This window comes from Acidovorax sp. 56 (assembly GCF_002749705.1).
Classification (GTDB): Bacteria; Pseudomonadota; Gammaproteobacteria; order Burkholderiales; family Burkholderiaceae_C; genus Acidovorax.
Genome location: NZ_PEEV01000001.1, coordinates 2,450,981 through 2,470,435, shown reverse-complemented (window position 1 = coordinate 2,470,435; position 19,455 = coordinate 2,450,981). Strand labels below are relative to the sequence as shown.

General features: G+C 67.6%; 20 protein-coding genes. 14 read left to right on the top strand and 6 right to left on the bottom strand.

The window, feature by feature from the left end; all coding sequences use genetic code 11:
• Window positions 1-31: 31 nt before the first annotated feature.
• Window positions 32-1,246 (bottom strand): acyl-CoA dehydrogenase family protein, encoded by a 1,215-nt coding sequence (locus CLU88_RS10950; protein ID WP_099656621.1) that lies wholly within the window; start codon window positions 1,244-1,246, stop codon window positions 32-34.
• A gap of 5 nt (window positions 1,247-1,251) precedes the next feature.
• Window positions 1,252-2,439 carry an LLM class flavin-dependent oxidoreductase gene (locus tag CLU88_RS10945; RefSeq protein ID WP_099656620.1) on the bottom strand — a complete coding sequence of 396 codons (1,188 nt, stop codon included), beginning with the start codon at window positions 2,437-2,439 and terminating at the stop codon, window positions 1,252-1,254.
• A gap of 300 nt (window positions 2,440-2,739) precedes the next feature.
• On the opposite strand from CLU88_RS10945, the gene CLU88_RS10940 reads away from it, so the two are divergent.
• From CLU88_RS10940 to CLU88_RS10930, 4 genes are all read left to right on the top strand, one after another.
• Entirely contained in the window at window positions 2,740-3,771 is a 1,032-nt protein-coding gene (locus CLU88_RS10940) for an aldo/keto reductase (protein ID WP_255410657.1), read from the top strand.
• Between the two features lie 3 nt (window positions 3,772-3,774).
• Entirely contained in the window at window positions 3,775-4,989 is a 1,215-nt protein-coding gene (locus tag CLU88_RS10935) for an acyl-CoA dehydrogenase family protein (protein ID WP_099656619.1), read from the top strand.
• 325 nt (window positions 4,990-5,314) lie between these two features.
• A complete protein-coding gene (locus CLU88_RS22985; protein ID WP_158235595.1) occupies window positions 5,315-5,458 on the top strand; it encodes a hypothetical protein in 144 nt (47 codons plus the stop codon).
• Window positions 5,455-6,390, top strand: coding sequence for a methylglyoxal synthase (locus tag CLU88_RS10930; protein WP_233205436.1), 936 nt, complete (start codon window positions 5,455-5,457; stop codon window positions 6,388-6,390). Before CLU88_RS22985 ends, CLU88_RS10930 begins: the two co-directional genes overlap by 4 nt.
• A 28-nt stretch (window positions 6,391-6,418) precedes the next feature.
• On the opposite strand, the gene CLU88_RS10925 is transcribed toward CLU88_RS10930, so the two are convergent.
• Complete coding sequence (locus CLU88_RS10925) at window positions 6,419-7,261, bottom strand: IclR family transcriptional regulator (protein ID WP_099656618.1); 843 nt, start codon at window positions 7,259-7,261, stop codon at window positions 6,419-6,421.
• A gap of 118 nt (window positions 7,262-7,379) precedes the next feature.
• On the opposite strand from CLU88_RS10925, the gene CLU88_RS10920 reads away from it, so the two are divergent.
• The 10 genes from CLU88_RS10920 to CLU88_RS10875 all read left to right on the top strand — a co-directional run bounded on the left by CLU88_RS10920 (window position 7,380) and on the right by CLU88_RS10875 (window position 17,073).
• Entirely contained in the window at window positions 7,380-8,384 is a 1,005-nt protein-coding gene (locus CLU88_RS10920) for a tripartite tricarboxylate transporter substrate binding protein (RefSeq protein WP_099656617.1), read from the top strand.
• Window positions 8,385-8,425: 41 nt separating this feature from the next.
• Window positions 8,426-9,346: an amidohydrolase gene (locus CLU88_RS10915; protein WP_099656616.1), complete on the top strand. Its 921-nt coding sequence runs from the start codon at window positions 8,426-8,428 to the stop codon at window positions 9,344-9,346.
• A 12-nt stretch (window positions 9,347-9,358) separates the two neighbouring features.
• Window positions 9,359-10,378, top strand: coding sequence for a tripartite tricarboxylate transporter substrate binding protein (locus CLU88_RS10910; RefSeq protein WP_099656615.1), 1,020 nt, complete (start codon window positions 9,359-9,361; stop codon window positions 10,376-10,378).
• A 76-nt stretch (window positions 10,379-10,454) separates the two neighbouring features.
• Window positions 10,455-11,141 carry a methyltransferase gene (locus CLU88_RS10905; protein ID WP_099656614.1) on the top strand — a complete coding sequence of 229 codons (687 nt, stop codon included), beginning with the start codon at window positions 10,455-10,457 and terminating at the stop codon, window positions 11,139-11,141.
• On the top strand, window positions 11,138-12,079 hold the full coding sequence (locus tag CLU88_RS10900; protein ID WP_199173440.1) for an NAD(P)-dependent oxidoreductase: 942 nt from the start codon (window positions 11,138-11,140) through the stop codon (window positions 12,077-12,079). Before CLU88_RS10905 ends, CLU88_RS10900 begins: the two co-directional genes overlap by 4 nt.
• Window positions 12,080-12,166: 87 nt before the next feature.
• On the top strand, window positions 12,167-13,216 hold the full coding sequence (locus CLU88_RS10895; protein ID WP_099656613.1) for a tripartite tricarboxylate transporter substrate binding protein: 1,050 nt from the start codon (window positions 12,167-12,169) through the stop codon (window positions 13,214-13,216).
• A 13-nt stretch (window positions 13,217-13,229) separates the two neighbouring features.
• Complete coding sequence (locus CLU88_RS10890; protein WP_099656612.1) at window positions 13,230-14,228, top strand: tripartite tricarboxylate transporter substrate binding protein; 999 nt, start codon at window positions 13,230-13,232, stop codon at window positions 14,226-14,228.
• A 40-nt stretch (window positions 14,229-14,268) separates the two neighbouring features.
• Entirely contained in the window at window positions 14,269-15,225 is a 957-nt protein-coding gene (locus CLU88_RS10885) for a tripartite tricarboxylate transporter substrate binding protein (protein ID WP_099656611.1), read from the top strand.
• A 3-nt stretch (window positions 15,226-15,228) separates the two neighbouring features.
• A complete protein-coding gene (locus CLU88_RS10880) occupies window positions 15,229-16,137 on the top strand; it encodes an amidohydrolase (protein WP_099656610.1) in 909 nt (302 codons plus the stop codon).
• 21 nt (window positions 16,138-16,158) lie between these two features.
• A complete protein-coding gene (locus CLU88_RS10875; protein WP_099656609.1) occupies window positions 16,159-17,073 on the top strand; it encodes an SMP-30/gluconolactonase/LRE family protein in 915 nt (304 codons plus the stop codon).
• A 71-nt stretch (window positions 17,074-17,144) separates the two neighbouring features.
• On the opposite strand, the gene CLU88_RS10870 is transcribed toward CLU88_RS10875, so the two are convergent.
• The 3 genes from CLU88_RS10870 to CLU88_RS10860 all read right to left on the bottom strand — a co-directional run bounded on the left by CLU88_RS10870 (window position 17,145) and on the right by CLU88_RS10860 (window position 19,407).
• Window positions 17,145-17,456, bottom strand: coding sequence for an HU family DNA-binding protein (locus CLU88_RS10870; protein WP_099656608.1), 312 nt, complete (start codon window positions 17,454-17,456; stop codon window positions 17,145-17,147).
• A gap of 120 nt (window positions 17,457-17,576) precedes the next feature.
• Window positions 17,577-18,230 (bottom strand): methionine ABC transporter permease, encoded by a 654-nt coding sequence (locus CLU88_RS10865; RefSeq protein WP_099656607.1) that lies wholly within the window; start codon window positions 18,228-18,230, stop codon window positions 17,577-17,579.
• Complete coding sequence (locus tag CLU88_RS10860; RefSeq protein WP_099656606.1) at window positions 18,223-19,407, bottom strand: methionine ABC transporter ATP-binding protein; 1,185 nt, start codon at window positions 19,405-19,407, stop codon at window positions 18,223-18,225. The genes CLU88_RS10865 and CLU88_RS10860 overlap by 8 nt, the downstream gene beginning before the upstream one ends.
• Window positions 19,408-19,455: the final 48 nt, after the last annotated feature.

Sequence of the window (19,455 nt, the reverse complement as noted above, 5' to 3'; positions counted from 1 at the left end):
AGAAAGGTGAAGGGACCTGTGGGGCGGCCCACTAGACGGGCTGCAGTGCAGCGCGGCCCGCATGGGCGCGCAGCAAGGCATTGGGTGGGGCATGGACCAGGCTGCACAGCACGTTGCGGTGGTGGCGCTCCAGCGGGTTGCGCCTTGCCAGGCCGTGGTTGCCAGCGAGCTCCAGCGCCTGCCCCACCGCCCGTGCGGCGTTGTCTGTGACCACTTGTTTGACCAGCGCCCCCAAGGCCTCGGGGGCGGTGCCTGCGTCATAGGCCTGGGCATGGCTTTGCAGCAACCAGTCGTTGGTGGCCAGCAGCACTTCGATCTGGCCCACTGCGTCTTGCACCGTGGGCAGGCTGGCCAGAGCGGCGCCTGCCAGCGCACTGGGCTTGCGCTCGTTCAAAAAGCGCACCAGCCAGTCGCGCGCCGCATGGGCTGCGCCGTTGTAGACCGCACCGACCTGGCTGAAGTACCAGGCGATGGCTTGCGCATCGCGCCGCAGGCCCAGTTGGGCGGGGCGCAGCCCCACGGCGTAGCCCAGGGGGATAGCCACCTGGTGCAGCACCACATCGTGGCTGGCGGTGGCCCGCATGCCCACCGGGTCCCAGGTTTCGATCACCTCCACCCCGGGGGCGTGGCGGGGCACCATAAAGCTGCCCAGCCGGGGCTCGGGCTCGTCGGTGGTGGCCAGCACGCTGATCCACGACAGCAGTGGCACCCCGGTCACGTACAGCTTGTGGCCCGACAGCTGCCAGGTGTCGCCCACGCGGCGCGCCACGGTGGCAGGCAGACCGCCGTGCGAGGGGGAGCCCAGCGCAGGCTCCACCTGCGCGGCGTTGAGCAGCGATCGCCCTTGCAGCGATTCGGCAATGAGTTGGTGGGCCAGTGCCTGGGGCCATTCGCCTTGATTCAGCCGCAGGCTGCGCGCCATTTGCCCATGCAGGCTGTAGTGCATCGACAGGATCAAGGCCACCGAGGGGTCTCCGTAGGCAATGGCGCTGACCACCTCGCGGGCCACGGCCAGGCCCGCGCCATGGCCGCCGTGTGCGCTATCGATGGTCAGCCGCAGCAGGCCTGCGGCGCGCAGCGCCTCCAACTGGGCCTCGGGCGGCTGGCCCGTGGCATCGTGGTGGGCTGCCAGTTCGGCGAATGCGTGGCCCAGCTGGCGTGCGCGTTCTATCAGTGCGGCATGGTGGGGGGCATGCACGGCGGCCCTGGGCGTGGGGCTGTGCAGGGGTTGGGACAAGTCGCTCATGGCCGTTACAGGCGCAGGCCGGCTTGCTTGAGCAGCGGCAGGATGCGGTCGCCAAAAAACTCCAGGTCGGGCTTGAAGTCAAAAAAGCTCAACTGCAGGCCGTCCACGCCCGCTTGCTTCAGGGCCACGAACTGCTCCACCACCTGCTCGGGTGTGCCGATGACTTCGATGTTGCCGCCAATGGCACGGCGCTTGGGCGCGTCCACGCCCACCCGGCCCCTCCAGGCATGGGCATCGCTGTCAAAGCCGTTGAAGCCCTCGGGGGTGCGTTGGTCCTGGGCCGCCACGATGGCGTCGTGGTAGGCCCAGGTGTCTTGTTCGGTCTCGCGGCTGATGACCATGGGGTTGAGCAGCGTGCGCACCTCGCGCCCTTGTGCCCGGGCTGCCGCCTTGATGCGCGCCGTGTGCGCTGGCAGTGCGGCAATGGCACTGGCAAAGTCCGACCCCGCCGGGCTGGTGATGAACACGATGTCGGAGTAGCGGGCGGCGTACTCGATGCCTGCATCGGAGCCCGTGGCATTGACCAGCACAGGGCGGCCAAAGCGCGGCTTGGGTGAGACGAAAGCGCCCTGCAGCTTCCAGGAAGACTCGCCCTGGAAGGAGTAGTTGTTCGGGTCGGACCACAAGCGCTGCACCACCTCGATGAATTCAGCGGTGAGTTCGTAGCGGCGGTCATGGTCGATGCGGTCCCAGCCGAAGGCCTCGTGCTCCACCGCGCGGTGCCCCGTGACCACATTGATGCCCCAGCGCCCGCCAGAGATGTGGTCCAACGTGGCCCCCCACTTGGCCAGGTGCAGCGGGTGCAGGGGGCCGTACAGCACGTGGATGGTGGAGATGAGGATGATGCGCTGCGTGATGCTGGTGAGCGCGGCGGTGGTCATGAACGAGTCGAGTGCGTTGCCATCGAACACGCCGCCGTAGCCCCCTTTGGGCAGCCACTGCGACAGTGCAAACACCAGATCGAAACCCAGGGCCTCGGACTTGAGGACCAGGTCGCGGTTGTAGGCGAACTGCCAGTCGGTGGTGCGCGGCAGGGTGGATGCGCTCCAGCCCCCTGCCTGGATGGGCAAGAACAAACCCAGCAACAGCGGCTGCCGAAGGGCCAGGGAGAGGGGGCTGTCCGCGTAGTCGGTGGGCGCCGGGAAGTGGTCTGCGCCGACGAGGGCGCCGGCACGGTGGGTGATGAGGGTCATGGAATGGCGGTGCGCAGGCCCCGGTGCGCCGGGGCGTGCGAGGGGTTGAAGACCCAGCCATTGCACTCAATTCGCTGCCCGAGTGCAGCACTCTTTTCGCATTTGCTTATGCGGATGTGTGCAAATTGGTACCGCTCGCAGCGCTTGTTTTTATGGGCTTTGTTGCTCTTAAAAACAGAGCGGCTATCGATATTTGCTGCGCGCATATCGCGCCATGCGCAGCGGCCGTGTCGTGCCTATCATGTAGCTGTGTGCTGGCAGCGGCACCGTGCCTTGATTCACCACCCCTCGGAGTTTTCGTTGACCACTTACCACTACCTGGGCCGCAGCGGCCTCAAAGTCTCGCGCCTGGCCCTGGGCACCATGATGTTTGGTGGCCCCACCGATGAGGCCACATCGCACGCCATCATTGCCCGAGCCAAGTCGCAGGGCATCAACTTCATCGACACCGCCGATGTGTACCAAAAGGGCCGCACCGAAGAGGTGGTGGGCCGCGCCCTGCAGCACGACCGCCACGACTGGGTGTTGGCCACCAAGTTTGCCAACCCCTTGGGCGCTGGCCCCAACCGGGGGGGCACATCGCGCAAGTGGATCGTCGAGGCGGTGGAGGGCAGTCTGCGCCGCCTGGGCACCGACTACATCGACCTGCTGTACTTTCACCGTGCCGATTTCGATGCCCCGCTGGGCGAGGCGGTGCGCGCCATTGGCGACCTGATCCGCGCGGGCAAGCTGCGCTACTTCGGGGTGTCCAACTTCCGTGGCTGGCGCATTGCCGAGGTGGCCCACCTGGCCGACGCTGAGGGCATTGACCGCCCCATTGCCAGCCAACCGCTGTACAACCTGGTGAACCGCACGGCCGAGGCCGAGCAACTGCCCGCCGCCGCTGCCTACGGCCTGGGCGTGGTCTCTTACAGCCCGCTGGCCCGTGGCGTGCTGACCGCCAAGTACGACAACGGCGTGGCCCCGGACCCTGAGTCCCGTGCTGCCCGCGCCGACAAGCGCTTGCTGGAGACCGAGTGGCGGCCTGAGTCCATCGCCATTGCGCGCCAGATCCGCGACTACCTGGCCGCACGCGGCATCAGCCCCACCGACTTTGCGGTGGCCTGGGTGCTCAACAACCAGCTCATCACCTCTGCCATCGCCGGGCCCCGCACGCTGGAGCAGTGGGAGGGCTATGTGCGCGCGCTCGACTACCGCATCACCCCCGAGGACGAAGCCCTGGTGGACCGCCTGGTGGCGGCAGGCCACCCCTCCACCCCCGGCTTTACCGACCCCGGCCACCCCGTGGAGGGCCGTGTGCCCCATGTGGCAGCGGCCCCGCAGGCGTTGTGACCGATGGCCCACGAAGTACTGCAGATTCCGCGCGATCGCGCGGCCGTTCTGGCGGGCATTCCTGCGCTGGCCGAGGCCGTGGCCCAGGGGGCGGCCCAGCGCGAGGCTGAGCGCACGCTGCCGCATGCCTTGTTTCGGCGGGTGCGCCAGTCGGGCCTGGGCGCGCTGCGCATTGGCCAGGCCGATGGCGGGCCAGATGGCTCGCTCGAAGACCTGATCGGCGCGCTGGCCACCTTGGCCGCAGCCGATTCCAATGTGGCGCATGCGCTGCGCATCCACTTCAACGCCACCGAGGCGCTGCGCCTGGCGCCGCCCAGCCCCTACCGCCAGCGGCAGATCGACCGTGTGTTGCAAGGTGCGCTGTTTGGCGGCGCCTACACCGAGCGCGGCACCGAGCGCGCGGGCCTCACGCACACCGCGCTGCAGCGCGACGGTGCGGATTTCCGGCTCAGTGGGCGCAAGTTCTACGCCACAGGCACGGCGTTTTCTGATTACGCGAATGTGAGCGTGCTGGACGACGACGGGAACATGGTCACGGTGAACCTGCCGGTGGACCGCGAGGGCATCGAGATCCTGGACGACTGGGACGGCTTTGGCCAGCGGCTCACGGCCAGTGGCTCCATCGTGTTCACAAACGTGCGGGTGTACGCCGACGAGGTGCAGGCGCGGGACGCCGCCACGCTGGTGGGGCGCCATACCTCGGCGCTGCGGCAACTGCACCTGGTGACCACGGCGGCCGGTGCGGTGCGCAATGTGCTGTCTGATGCGACAGGCTATGTGCGCGACCACGGGCGCCCCGCCATGCACAGCCCCGCAGCCACGGCGCGCGAGGACCACTTCAACCAGCTGGTGATTGGAGAGCTGGCCGCCGCATCGCACGCCATTGATGCCCTGGTGCTGGACAACGCCCGCCAGCTCGACCGGTCGGCCCAGGCCATTGCTGCGCAAGCGCCGCAGGCAGAGGCCCTGGTGCTGCAAGGTGCCCTGGCCACGGCCAAGACGCAGACGGTGGTCAGCCGCCTGGCGCTGGGGGCGGCGGAGCGCATGTTTGAAGCCGGTGGCGCATCGGCCACCGCCAGCCGCCACAACTTTGACCGGCACTGGCGCAACATCCGCACGCTGTTCAATCACAACCCGCTGCTGCAAAAGACCCGGGTGCTGGGCGACTACCACCTCAACAGTGTGACCACGCACCTGCAGGAGGGGCGGGTGTTTTGAGGCGGCGGGCGCTTCAGGCTCACGGTTTTGAATGAAATGATGCGCTAGCGCAATCAGATAAGGCGCTGGCAGCTATTGTTTTAATAGCATTTGCGGCCTGCATCGCCACGGCGCAGTGGATTGGGGGCACCCGCAACGCGCTGCGGGGTTGGTTGCACTGGCGCACACGGGCCGCATGCCCCGGGCAGGCCAAGGGGCCATGCGCCGCCTGCCGCCATCCGCTGCCTGCCGCCTGCTGCCTGCAGCACGCGGGCTGCAAAGTCGGGTAACTTCGGGGCAGAGCATTCCTTGACCCGGGCATTTGGCCCATCACCCCCCAACGCACATGACCCGCGCCGCCCCAGCCCTTGCCCTCACGGCCCCAGTCTCCATCACCCCAGTCTCGGTGGCCGCCCTTGACCCCCGCATTGCGGGCCCGCGCTGGCAGCACGCCTGCGCCTGTGTGGCCCCGCAAGGAGAGCGCGCATGAGCGCGACCCCACCCCTGGCCGCCAGCGGTGCCCTCGGCGAGGCCGCACCGGTGCCACGCACCTACGGGCTGGTGGCACACCGGCGGCACCGCACCGCGCATGGCAGCGCGCACACCTGCGCATTGGCGCATTGGGCCCATGCAAGCGAGCCCGCTGTGCGGGCCCTGCAACTGCGCATTGCTGCCGTGGGTGGGGCTGCCGATGCGCTGGAGCGGCTGGGCTTGCTGCAGACCTTGCCCGCATTGCACCGCCTGCCGTATGGGCACGAGGGCGGGTTGATGAAGCTGGTCTCCCGCGTGGCAGGGGGCATTCGGCCTGAGGATGAGCTGGCCGGTGTGGTCTACCTGATGGACCCGCTGGACCCGTCCTCGCTGTACCCCGAGGCGCAAGCGCTCAAGCGCCAATGCATCACCCACCGCAAGCCGCTGCTGCTCACCGTGGCTGCGGCCATTGAATGGATGGCGGTGGAGTGGGCCAACGCCGGTGGCCCCGCGTTGCGTGGTGGCGCGGCAGGCGGCATCCGGCCCCTGGCACAGCAGGCGCTGGCCTTGATTGCGCACGACTCCATGAAGGCGCGCATGGTGGAGTTTGCAGACCAGCATTTCGAGGTGCTGTCGCGCACGCCGGTGCGCTACGCCACGGGCACCACGGGGCGCAAGCTCAATGAACTGGCGTGGGCCCGGGGTTGGCCTGCCGACATGCCCTGGGTGCACCCGTTTCGCAGCGGCCCCATGGGCGGCGATGCCCAGATTGCCGAGCTGGTGCTGGACCGCCGCTGCCAGAAGGTGGTCTTTTTTGAAGACGTGCACGTGGCCCGCCAACACGAGGCGGACATCCAGCTGCTGGAGCGCGCCGTGTGCTCGGTGGGCGATGAGGCCGCCTGCCTGCACACCTTTGACATGGCCGATGCCTGGGCGAGGGCCTGGCGCTAGCGCGTGTTGCCGCTAGCCCCGTGCGGCCTCAAGGGTGCCAGTGGCTGGCACGCGCAGGCACTGCGCTGGTGGCCGAGGTGTTGCCAGCCAGTGCATAAGACAAGGCATTGGCGGCGGTGACCACGGTCTGTGCCAGGGTCTCCAGCTTGGCCATGGGCAGGCGCGATGCGGGCCCGGAAATGCACACCGAGCCCAGCAGGCGCCAGTGCATGCCAAACACGGGGGCCGACACGGTGGCCACGCCTTGCTCGCGCTCGCCAATCGAGCAGTGGTAGCCGCGCCTGCGGATCTCCTCATACACATCGCCCGGCTCGCCTGAAAACGCCAGGATCACGCGCCCGGGCGAGCCTTTGTCCAGCGGCAACCCCTCGCCCATGCGCGCGTGGTGGCGCAGGGCTTGCGGCCCTTCCACCCGCACCAGGCAGGTGCGCACATTGCCTTCGCGCACGTAGAAAGCGGCGCTCTCACCGCTGGCCTGGGTGAGGGCGCGCAGCGCGGGCTCCAGCACGTTTTGCACATCAAAGCCTGCCTGGTAGCGCGCGCCCAGCCAGCCCGCTGCAGGGCCCAGGCGCCACTCGCCATCGTCGCGCTGCACCATGTACCCCGACAGGGCCAGGGTGCGTGCCAGGCGCAGCACGGTGGTTTTGTGCAGGCCGCAGCGGCGGCTCAGCAGGGCCAGCGAGAGGTGCGATTCACCCAGCGCAAAGGCTTCGAGCAGCTGCAGTGCGCGGGTCACGGCAATCACCCCGCCGCTTTCCTTGGTGGCATCGCTGTCTGTGGGGGGGGCAACGGCGGGTGAAGGGGCCGCAGCAAGGGGGGGCAAAGGGGCCGCTGCGGCTGGAGGGCGGGCGCGTGGCAGGCGGTTGCTCATGGTGCAATGTGTTTCGTTGTGCGAAACGCAATTGTATGGGTTGAAACGTTTTTATAAAGTCGCGCCACACCACGCAGCAAGCGTGGGACCGGTACACCCATCACGGAGACAAATCGCCATGCCTATTTCCACGCCCACGCGTTCCTTGCGTTCGCGCCTGCTTGTGGCCGCCGCTGCAGCCGTTGCCCTGGCTCTGCCCACCGCCTCGGTGCTGGCGCAAGCCGCTTACCCCAACAAGCCCATCCGCCTCATCGTGCCCTTTCCGCCCGGCGGCGGCACCGACATGATTGCGCGCACCGTGGCGCAAAAACTGGCGGACCAGAACAAGTGGAACGTCATCGTGGACAACCGCCCCGGCGCAGGCGGCAACCTGGGGGTGGACGCCACCGCCAAGTCCGCGGCCGACGGCTACACGCTGGTCATGGGCCAGACCAGCAACCTGGCGATCAACCCCTCGCTCTACGCCAAGCTGCCCTACGACCCGATCAAGGACCTGGCCCCTGTGGCGCTGGTGTCTTCCTCGCCCATCGTGATGGCGGCACCGGCCAACTCGCGCTTCAAGACTTTTGCCGACGTGGTGGCCGCGTCCAAGGGCAAGCCCGATGCGCTCACCCTGGGGTACTCGGGCAACGGCACCGTGGCCCACCTGGCGGGTGAACTTGCAGAAAACGCCGCAGGCATCCAGCTGCGCCACATCCCCTACAAGGGCGCGGCCCAGGCCATGACGGACCTGGTGGGTGGGCAGATTGATTTGTACATGTCGTCCGTACCCACGCTGCTGGGGCAGGTGCGCAACGGCAAGCTCAAGATCCTGGCCATCACCTCGGCCAAGCGCTCATCGCAACTGCCCGATGTGCCCACGCTGGCAGAGCAGGGCTACAAGGGCTTTGAGGCCGTGACCTGGTTCGGCATCCTGGCGCCCGCAGGCACGCCCGCCCCCATCGTGGCACAGCTCAACAAGGCCATCAACCAGGCGCTGCAGCAAGCGGATGTGGTTGACAAGCTCAAGTCCGAAGGCGGCGATGTGCTGGGCGGCACGTCAGAGCAGTTCAGCGCCTTGCTGCGCACCGAAGTTCCTCGCTGGGCCAAGATCGTGAAGGACTCGGGCGCCAGCCTGGACTGATAGCGCCGCGCCACGCTCATCCCCGCTGACAGCCCATCGCCATGACCCGCGATTGCTTTGCTACGCCCGTACCGTTCTCGGCGGGTACGGCCGCACCGCACACCGCGCTGCCTGCGGGGGCGTGCGACAGCCACATGCATGTGTACGACCAGCGCTTTCTCGCAGCGCCGGGGGCCAAGCTGCGGCCGCCTGATGCGTCGGTGCAGGACTACCGCGCGCTGCAACAGCGCATCGGCACCCAGCGCACCGTGCTGGTCACGCCATCCACCTACGGTTCGGACAACCGCTGCATGTTGCTGGGCCTGGCCGCGTTGGGCGAGCAGGCCCGGGGCGTGGCTGTGATCGATGGCAGCGAGAGCGATGCCCAGCTGCAAGCCCTGCACGACGCGGGCGTGCGCGGCGTGCGGCTCAATCTGTCGCTGGGCGTCACCGGCACGGTCGATGCCATCGTGCCCCTGGCCCAGCGCGTTGCACCGCTGGGCTGGCACTTGCAACTGCTGATGCCGCCCGATGTGCTGGCCACGCTGGGCGATGTACTGCGCCGTGTGCCCGTGCCCTTGGTGTTTGACCACCTGGGCCGCATCGCACCCGAGCGAGCCGGGAAGCACCCAGCCCACGCACTGCTGCTGCAGCTGATGGGCGAGGGCAGGGCCTGGGTCAAGCTCTCGGGCGGCTACATCGTCAGCGCCACCCACGCGGTGGACGACCCGGCGCTCGATGCACTGGCCGCCAGCTACCTGCGTGCCGCACCGCAGCAGGTGCTGTGGGGCAGCGACTGGCCCCACGCCACCGCCAGTGCTGGCCTGCACCCCGTGCCGGACGACGCAATGCAAATCGACGCGCTGGCGCGCTGGTGCGATCAGGCCGGTGCGGATGCCCTGCGCCGCGTGCTGGTCACCAACCCTGCCGCGCTCTACGGCTTCTCGCCGGTCTCGACTTCTTCATCCCCCACCCCTGTCTGAGGGCCTTGCACCATGACCTCTTTGGTATCTCCCCTATCCACGCACGGCGCGCAGCGCCGCCACCTTCTGACCACCCTGGCCCTTGCGGGCGCTGGCGTGGGCACGGGGCTGCCCGCCTGGGCGCAAAACGATTGGCCTGCGGGCAAGCTCATCACCTGGGTGGTGCCGTACCCCGCTGGCGGCAGCACCGATGTGCTGGGCCGCAACATCGCCCTCAAGCTGGGCGCGGCCCTGTCCACCAACGTCATCGTGGACAACAAGGCCGGGGCCACGGGCACCATTGGCGCGGCCTATGTGGCCAAGGCTGCGCCCGACGGGCTCACGCTGCTGGGCACCTCCATCGGCCCGCAGGCCATCGCCCCGCACCTGATGGCCAAGCTGCCCTATGACCACATCACGGCGTTCGAGCCCGTGATCACCGTGGGCACCATCCCCCACATCCTGGTAGTGGGCGCCAACCAGCCGTTCAAGACGGTGGCCGACCTGCTGGCCGCCGCCAAGGCCCAGCCCGGCAAGCTGGCGTTTGCCTCGGGTGGCAACGGCACCATCTTGCAAATGCAGGGCGAGCTGCTGCAGCAGCAAACCGGCGCGCGCTTTATCCATGTGCCCTACAAGGGCGACACCCCCGCGCTGCAAGACACGCTGGCCGAGCAGGTGCAGTTCATGTTTGCCCCCGCAGCCGCTGCACTGCCGCATGCGCAGTCGGGCAAGTTGCGCGCCCTGGCTGTGACCTCGGCCTTGCGGCTCAAAGCCTTGCCGACCGTGCCCGCTATGGGTGAGGTGGGGCTCAAAGACTTTGTGGTGGAGCAGTGGCAGGCCGTGTTTGCGCCCGCCAAGACGCCCGCCGCCATCGTGCAGCGCCTGAACCGCGAGATCGCCGCCGCGCTGAAAGACCCCGCCCTCATCGCCCTGGCCGACAAGCTGGGCGTGACGCTGGTGGGCGGCACGCCCCAGCAGCTGGGTGACCTGCAAAAGGCCGACTCGGCCAAGTGGGCCAAGGTCATCAAAGACGGAAACATCAAGGCCGACTGATACCCGCGATCCACCCATTGTCAAAAAAAGCAAAACGCTGCTTCTTCGTTTTCACTACCTCAACCGGACCACTCCCATGAGCCAACTCCCTGAAATCATCCGCACCATTGACCGCGTGAGCGGCGACGTCGTGGCCCAAGCCGCCACCTACCAAGCCGCCATCCTGGCCGACGTGGCAGGCCGCCGCGGCACCATGCATGGCCGCGTGGCGCCTGTACACCAGAACATGAAGGTGGCTGGCCCCGCTTTCACCGTGGAAGTGCGCCCTGGCGACAACCTCATGATCCACGCCGCCATCGCCCTGGCCCAGCCGGGTGACGTGCTGGTGATTGACGGCAAGGGCGACCAGACGGCGGCGCTGATGGGCACGCTGATGCTCAGCGCCTGCAAAAAGCGCGGCCTGGCGGGTGTGATCGTGGACGCCGCCATCCGCGACAAGCTGGAAATTCTGGAGCTGGACTTCCCCGTGTTCAGCGCGGGCTTCAACCCCGCAGGGCCGACCAAGTACGTGCCCGGCCGCATCAACCACCCCATCAGCGCCGGCGGCGCGGTGATCAACCCGGGTGACCTGGTGGTGGGCGACGCCGATGGCGTGGTCGTCATCGAGCGCGAAAAAGCCCCCGTCATGCTGGCCCTGGCCGACAAGAAGGTGGCCGACGAAGCCGCCCGCATCGAAGCCATCGCCCGTGGTGACACCGCATCGAAATGGCTGCCTGCAGCCCTGCGCGCTGCGGGTGTTTTGAAGGAAGGGGAATCGCTGTGAGCAACGCTACCCACCCCGTCATCATCGTGACCGGCGCCGACCTGGCGCAACAAGCCCTAGATCTGCTCACAGGCTACGAGATCGTCTACGCAGGCAAGACGCCGACGGAAGAGGACATGGTGGCCCTGTGCGGTGCGCACAACCCCGTGGCCATCATCGTGCGCTACGGCAAGGTGGGCGCTTCGGTGATGGACGCGGCCCCCGCGCTCAAGGTCATTTCCAAGCACGGCAGCGGCACCGACACCATCGACAAGGTGGCTGCCAAAGCCCGTGGCATTGAGGTGGTGGCCGCCGTGGGCGCCAACGCCGCCGCCGTGGCCGAGCAGGCCTTGGCCCTGTTGCTGGCCTGCGCCAAATCGGTGGTGGCATTGGATGCGCGCATGCACGCTGGCCACTGGGACAAGGCCACGCACAAGAGCCTGGAGCTGGGCGGCCGCACCGTGGGCCTGGTGGGCCTGGGCGCCATCGGCCTGCGTTTTGCCAAGATGGCCGACGCCCTGGGCATGCGCGTGATCGGCTTCGATCCGTTTGCCAAGAACCTGCCCGCCTATGTGCAGGCGGTGGACCTGGAGACGATCTGGCGCGAATCGGATGCCATCTCGTTGCACTGCCCGCTGACCGACGAAAACCGCAACCTGCTGAACGCCACCACGCTGGCGCAGTGCAAGCGCGGCGTGATTGTGGTGAACACCGCACGTGGTGGCCTGATCGACGAGGCTGCGCTGCTCGCCGCCGTGCGCTCGGGCCAGGTGATGGCAGCGGGGCTCGACAGCTTTGCGGTGGAGCCCATGACGGCGGGCCATCCCTTCCAGGGCGAGAAGCACTTCATCCTCAGCCCCCACATTGGCGGCGTGACGAGCGATGCCTACGTGAACATGGGCGTAGGCGCCGCCCAGAACCTGCTGGCCGTGCTGGCCCGCAGCGCTGTGGCGGCCTGAGCGCCGTTCCATCCACCCAAACAAAGGGCCCTGGGCCGCGCGCGCATCGGCGTTGCGCTGCACCAGCGGCCCTCGGAGACAAGCACCATGCCACAGCGTTTTAAGAAAAATAGGCCGCTAGCGCGCTTGGATAAAGCGCTGGCAGCTATTGTTTTAGTAGTAACAGCCACCACGGGCATGCTGGGCGCGGCACCCGCGCAAGCCCAGGCGCAGGCGCAGGTGCAGGTGCAGGTGCAAGGCACCTGGCCAGACAAGCCCCTTAAGCTGGTGGTGCCGTACCCGGCCGGTGGGAATGCCGACAACACCGCGCGCCTGCTGGCCACGCAACTGGGCCAGCGCCTAGGCCAGCAGGTGGTGGTGGACAACCGCCCTGGCGGTAGCGGCACCATTGGCGCGGCGGCGGTGGCCAAGGCCCCGGCCGATGGCTACACGCTGCTGCTCGATGCCACGGCCTTCACCGTCAACCCCAGCCTGTTCCCCAAGCTGCCGTTTGATGCGACCAAAGACTTTGCGCCCATCTCGCTGGTGCTGCAGGTGCCACTGCTCATGGTGGTGCCCACCAACTCGCCCTTCCAGTCGGTGGCCGATGTGGCCAAGGCCGCCAAGGCGCGGCCAGGCCACCTGACCTACGCATCGGCGGGCAACGGCGGCGCGCAGCACCTGGCGGGCGAGCTGTTCAAGCAGGGGCAGAAAGTGGCCATCACCCACATCCCGTACCGGGGTGGGGCACCTGCGCTCACCGACCTGATCGGTGGGCAGGTGGACGTGATGTTTAGCGCCACCACCGCCAGCGGGCCGTTCGTCAAAAGCGGCAAGCTGCGGGCGCTGGCCATCACCTCGCCCCGCCGTGCTGAGGGCTGGGAGGCCGTGCCCACCGTGGCCGAGTCGGGCGTGCCGGGCTTTCAGGTCAGCGAGTGGAATGGCTTGTTCGCCCCCGCAGGCACGCCGCGCCCCGTGCTGGAGCGGCTGGAGGCCGAAACCCGCGCCATCGTGGCCAGCCCCGAGATGAAGAAGCGCTTTGCCGAACTGGGCGTGCAGGGCGTGGGCTCCAGCGCGCAGGAGTTCAGCAGCTTTTTGAAAGCCGAAACCACGAAGTGGGCCGAGGTGATTCGCACCAGCGGCATCCGCATTGATTGAAGGAGTCTTCGCCATGTTGAAGAAAAATACGCCTCTGGCGCTCGTCCCTCAAGCGCTGGTAGCTATGGTTTTGATAGCGTATGGCACCGCTCATGCACAAGCAGGTGCGGCAGGCTACCCCACCAAGCCCGTGAAGCTGGTGGTGGGCTTTGCCGCCGGTGGCCCCACCGACGTGGTGGCGCGCGCCTTTGCCGACCACGCCAGCAAGGCGCTGGGCCAGCCGTTCATCATCGATAACAAGCCGGGTGCGGGCACCATCATTGCCGCCCAGGCCGTGGCCAGCGCCCCGGCCGATGGCTACACGCTGCTGTTCGGCGCCACCAACCACACCATGATTCCGGCGCTGTACCAGGGCCGCGTCAAGTTTGATGCAGTGAAGTCCTTCCGCCCGCTTTGCACGGTGGCCAGCAGCCCCACGGTGCTGGTGGTGGCCCCCAGCCTGCCGGTGAAGACGCTGGCCGATTACCAGTCCAAGGCCCGCGCCGAACCCGGCCGCGTGACCGCAGGCACCGCCGGGGTGGGCAGCTCGGGCCACTTTGCCACCGAGATCTTTGCCCGCGCCCAGGGCCTGCAGCTCAACCACGTGCCCTACAAGGGCGCGGCGCCCGTGGTGACCGACCTGATGGGCGGCCAGCTCGACAGCTCGTTTGCCACGCTGGGTTCGGTGCTGCCGCAGATCAAGAGCGGCAAGCTGCGCGCGCTGGCCGTGGGCGCGCCCCAGCGCTCGGCCCTGGTGCCTGAGGTGCCCACGTTTGCCGAGGCGGGCGGTGGCAACTACGCTGCCGACGTGTGGTACGGCGTGCTGGCCCCTGCGGGCTTGCCCGAGCCCATCGCCCAGGCGCTGGAGCGCACGGCCGCCGACTTTGCCAAGAGCGCATCGGCCGCCGAAAAGCTGCGCGGCCTGGGGCTGGATGCCGAATCGGTGTGTGGCAACGCCTTTGCGACCCGTGTGGCCCGCGAAGTGACCACCTATAGCCAGATTGCAAAAGCGCTCGATCTCAAAGCTGATTGAGCCGCCCTGTTGTAGAACCTAGAACTGATTGGAGACACGCATGTTTCGCTTCCTCAAACCCCTGATCGCTGCCTGTGCCCTGGCCGCAGGTGTGGCCCACGCCGCCTTCCCCGAGCGGCCCATCACCATCGTCGTGCCCTACGCCCCCGGTGGCGCGGCCGATGCCGTGGCCCGTGTGGTCGCTACCCGCCTGGGCGCCAAGTTGGGTGGCAGCGTGATCGTGGACAACAAGGCCGGTGCCAGCGGCACCATTGGCGCCAGCTTCGTGGCCAAGGCCTCGGCAGACGGCTACACCATGCTGTACGACGCCACGCCGTACTCCATCAACCCGCACCTGTTCCCCAAGATGCCGTATGCCGCCAACGCGCTGCAGCCGCTGTCGCTGGTGCTGCTGGCGCCCAACGTGCTCATCGTGAAGGCCGATGCCCCCTACAAAAACGTGGGCGAGCTGATCGCCAAGGCCAAGGCGCAGCCGGGCAAGATCAACTTTGCCTCGGGCGGCAGCGGCACGGTGCAGCGCCTGGCGGCGGAGCTGATGGCCCAGAAGCTGGGCCTCGATATGGTGCACGTGCCCTACAAGAGCGGCGGCCCGGCCATCACCGATGTGATGGCTGGCCAGGTGGACTTCATGTTCGGCACCGTGGCCGCCACCTACCCGCATGTGGCGGGCGGCAAGCTGCGTGCGCTGGCTGTATCGGCACCCGAGCGCTCCAAGCGCCTGCCTGATGTGCCTACGGTGGCCGAGGCGGCCATCCCCGGTTATGAGGCTTATGAGTGGAACGGCGTGTTTCTGCCAGCGGGCGTGCCTGCCGACGTGGCCACCAAACTGCAGCAGGCCCTGCAAGAGGTGCTGAAGGAAGACGAAGTGAAGCAGCGCCTGGCCGACCTGGGCGCCCAGCCCATCGGCTCCACGCCCGCAGACTTCGCCGCCTTCCTGAAGAAGGAAGACGCGAAGTGGGGCGAGGTGGTGAAGAAGGGCAATATCAAGCTGGACTGACCCATGCCTTTGCCAGCGCTGACCACCCCCGTGCCGCACTCCGTGGGCCTGAACCGCCCGCAGCGCCAGTTGCCGCCCGGCGCGTGCGACAGCCACATGCACATCTTTGACCCGCGCTTTGCGCCGTCAGCCCATTGGCCGCGCACGCCGCCGGTGGCCCCTGTGGCGGTGTACCGGCAGCTGCAGGTGCGCCTGGGCACCACGCGCACGGTGGTGGTCACTCCATCGACCTACGGCACCGACAACGCCTGCACGCTGGATGCGCTGGACCAGTTGGGCGACGCTGCACGCGGTGTGGCCGTGGTGGGCGAGGACGTGAGTGCCGACGAGCTGGCCCACCTGGCTGCGCGCCGTGTGCGCGGGCTGCGGGTCAATTTCGTCTCGCCCCAATCGTGGGGCACCACCACGCCCGCCATGCTGGCCACCCTGGCCGGCAAGGTGGCCGAGCACCCGGCGTGCGCGGGCTGGCATATCCAGGTCTTTGCGCAGCCGGAGCAACTCATCGCGCTCGCGCCGCAGTTGCATACCCTGCCCGTGCCCCTGGTCATCGACCACCTGGGCCGCATCGATCCCGCCGAAGGCGCGGCCGCTCAGGCCTACGGCGTGGTGCGCGGCCTGCTCGATGGTGGCAACACCTGGGTCAAGCTCTCGGGCGCCTACATGCGCTCGACCGTGCACGGCCCCAGCTACGCCGACACCCTGCCGCTGGGCCAGGCCCTGGTGCAGGCTGCGCCCGAGCGCCTGGTGTGGGGCAGCGACTGGCCGCACACCACCGAGACGCCCGGCACTGTGAACGATGCCGATCTGGTGGACCTGCTGCAGGCCTGGGCTGGCAGCGACGCGGCCATGGACCGCATCCTGGTCGACAACCCGGCGCGGCTGTATGGTTTCGATGCCGTTCCCGCCGCCTGAACGAATTGGAAAGACCCCACCATGTTTTTGTTGCAAGCCCCTGAGGTCCGCGATCTCGACCTGTTCACCTCCATGCCCGAGCCCTTTCGCCGCCGCGAGCGCAGCGACTGGGCCGACGCCAACCGGGGCGGCACCATCACCGATTCGTTTCTGGAAGGCCCGGTGTTCGACGACGCAGGCAACCTCTACGTCAGCGACATCCCCTGGGGTCGTGTCTTTCGCATCAACCCGCAGGGCGACTGGGCGCTGGTGGCCGAGTACGACGGTGAGCCCAACGGTCTCAAGTTCTTGAAGCCCGGCACGCTGCTCATCACCGATTACAAGAACGGCCTGATGCAGCTCGACGTGGCCACGGGCGCCGTCACCCCTTACCTGCAGCGCCGCAACAGCGAGCGCTTCAAGGGCGTGAACGACCTGATCTTTGACGCCGAAGGCAACCTCTACTTCACCGACCAGGGCCAAAGCGGCCTGCACGACCCGAGTGGCCGCCTGTATCGTCTGCGGCCCAATGGTCAGCTCGACTTGCTGCTGCACAACGTGCCCAGCCCCAACGGCGTGGCCCTGTCGCCCGACGGCCGCGTGCTGTATCTGGCCGTGACGCGTGGCAACTGTGTGTGGCGCGTGCCGCTGCTGCCCGATGGCAGCGTGGCCAAGGTCAGCCAGTTTTTTACCTCGTATGGCCCCAGCGGCCCCGACGGCCTGGCGGTGGACGCCGAAGGCCACCTGTTGGTGGCCAACCCGGGCCTGGGCTATGTGTGGGTGCTCAACCACCGGGCCGAGCCCGTGCAGGTGCTGCGCGGCGCGCCGGGCAGCTCGACCACCAACCTGGCCTTTGGCGGCGAGGGCCGACGCACGGTGTATGTGACCGACTCGACCCATGGCCGTGTGCTGCGCGCCGAAATGCCTGCGGCGGGCTTGCCACTGCACCGGGCATAAAAAAACCGCCAGTGCTTTACAGCACCTGGCGGCTCTTTCAGACCCCGGTTCAGACCGATGTCAGTGCGGGCTTACTTGCCTGCTTTTTCAGCCTTGCGCTTGGCGGCCTTGGGGTCCACCACGGCCTTGAACTTGGCACCGGCCACGAACTTGGGCACGGTGGTTGCAGGGATCTTCAGGGCTGCGCCAGTGGATGGGTTCTTGCCAGTGCGTGCAGCGCGCTTGGCGGACTTGAAGGTGCCAAAGCCCACGAGTTGGACGGCATCGCCCTTCTTGACGGCAGTCTGGACGGTGTCGATCAGGGTTTCCAACACAGCGTTGGCGGCTGCTTTGGACAGGTCATTCTTGGAAGCCAGGATTTCAACGAGTTCTGCGCGGTTCATAGATGCTCTAGGTTAAAAAAGTTGAAGATGCCCGGTTTATAGCGCAATCGCCGCTGCTTGCGTTGCTTGCGCTCAGTACCGCAGCGGATTTTCTGGCAAAAAAGAGGGGCATTGCCCCCGTCAGCGGGACTTCAGGCGCCCCACCCAGAAGTCTCCGGCAAATTGGACCAGGCTCACCAGCACGATGAGCACCGCGATCACGGCGACCATCACGGTGGTGTCAAAGCGCTGGTAGCCGTAGCGGATGGCCAGGTCGCCCAGCCCGCCGGCGCCCACGGCGCCTGCCATGGCCGATGCCCCAATCATGGACACGAGGGTGATGGTGAAGCCCCCGACGATGCCGGGCAGGGCCTCGGGCAACAGCACATGGCGCACGATGTGCCAGCGCCTGCAGCCCATGGCCTGTGCGGCTTCAATGAGGCCCTTGTCCACCTCGCGCAGGCTGACTTCGGCAATGCGCGCAAAGAAGGGCGTGGCGCTGATGGACAGCGGCACCACCGCCGCCCACAGGCCAATGGTGGAGCCCGTGATGAGCCGTGTGAGCGGGATCAGCGCCACCAGCAACACAATGAACGGGGTGGCGCGGAACGCGTTGATGATGGCCCCGGCAATGCGATTGAAGCGGGGCCAGGGCAGGATGCCACCGGGGGTGGTCAGCACCAGCAGCACCGCCAGCGGTGTGCCTGCCAGCAGCGCAATGCCGCCGGAGACGCCGACCATGGTGATGGTGTCCAGCAGCGCCAGCCACAGGCGCTCGAGCATGATGTCAGACATAGCCAAGCTCCTTCGCGTGGTGGGCCAGGTGGCCCAGAACCAGGGTTTCCGCCGGGACGCTGCTGCGCGTGGCGATGATGAGGCGGCCATGGGCATGGCCCTGGATGCGGTCAATGCCGCCATGCAACAGCTGCGCCTTGTGGCCCAGCGTGTCGGCAATGCGGCCCAGGTCGGGCTCGATGCCGCCCTCGCCGGTGAATGTGAGCTGCAGCACGCGCAGCGCCTCGCCTGTTGCGGGGGGCGCAGGCTGAATGCTTTGCTGCAAATCGTGCGGAAGGCCCTGCTCCACGGTGCGCAGCAGGGCGCGGGTGGCATCGTGCTCGGGTTGCCCAAACACCTTCCACACGGGGCCTTGTTCGGCAATGCGCCCTTGCTCCAGCACCACCACCTGGTCACAGATTTCGCGGATCACGCTCATCTCGTGGGTGATGAGCACGATGGTCAGGCCGAGCTTGCGGTTGATGTCGCGCAGCAGCGCCAGGATGGCGTGGGTGGTCTCGGGGTCCAGCGCCGAGGTGGCCTCGTCACACAGCAGGATGTCGGGGTGGTGCACCAGGGCGCGGGCAATGCCCACGCGCTGCTTTTGCCCGCCCGACAGGCGTGCCGGGTACACGTTCTGCTTACCGTCCAGCCCCACCAGGTGGAGCAGTTCGTTCACCCGCTCGCGCACCTGCGCGGGCCGCACACCGGCCACCCGCAAGGGCAGGGCCACGTTGTCAAACACGGTCTTGGCCGACAGCAGGTTGAAGTGCTGGAAGATCATGCCCACGCGTCGGCGCAGGGCCACCAGCCCGTCTTCGTCCAGCGTGGCAATGTCTTGCCCCGCCACATACACACGCCCGGTGCTGGGGTTTTCCAGCCGGTTGATGGTGCGCAGCAGACTGGATTTGCCCGCCCCGCTGCGCCCGATGATGCCGAAGATGCTGCCCGCAGGCACCGACAGGTCAATGCCCTGCAGTGCGTCGACGGCCCCCGTGCTGGCGGCGTAGACCTTGCCGACCTTGTCAAAACGGACGGCATAGTGGCGGGGCGAGCCGGTGGTGTCTGCCCCGCTGGCGGGGGATGCCGTGGCCACCGTGTGGGGCGTGGGGAGGTGGGTGGTGCTGGGGGGCTTTGCGTGAGGGCTTTGCTCGCGAAAGTACGCAATACCGGGCAGCAAGATGCGGTTCAGTGACATGGGGGGCTCCTGGTCAGGGCTGTGGGGCGGTGCGCGTGGGGCGTGCTG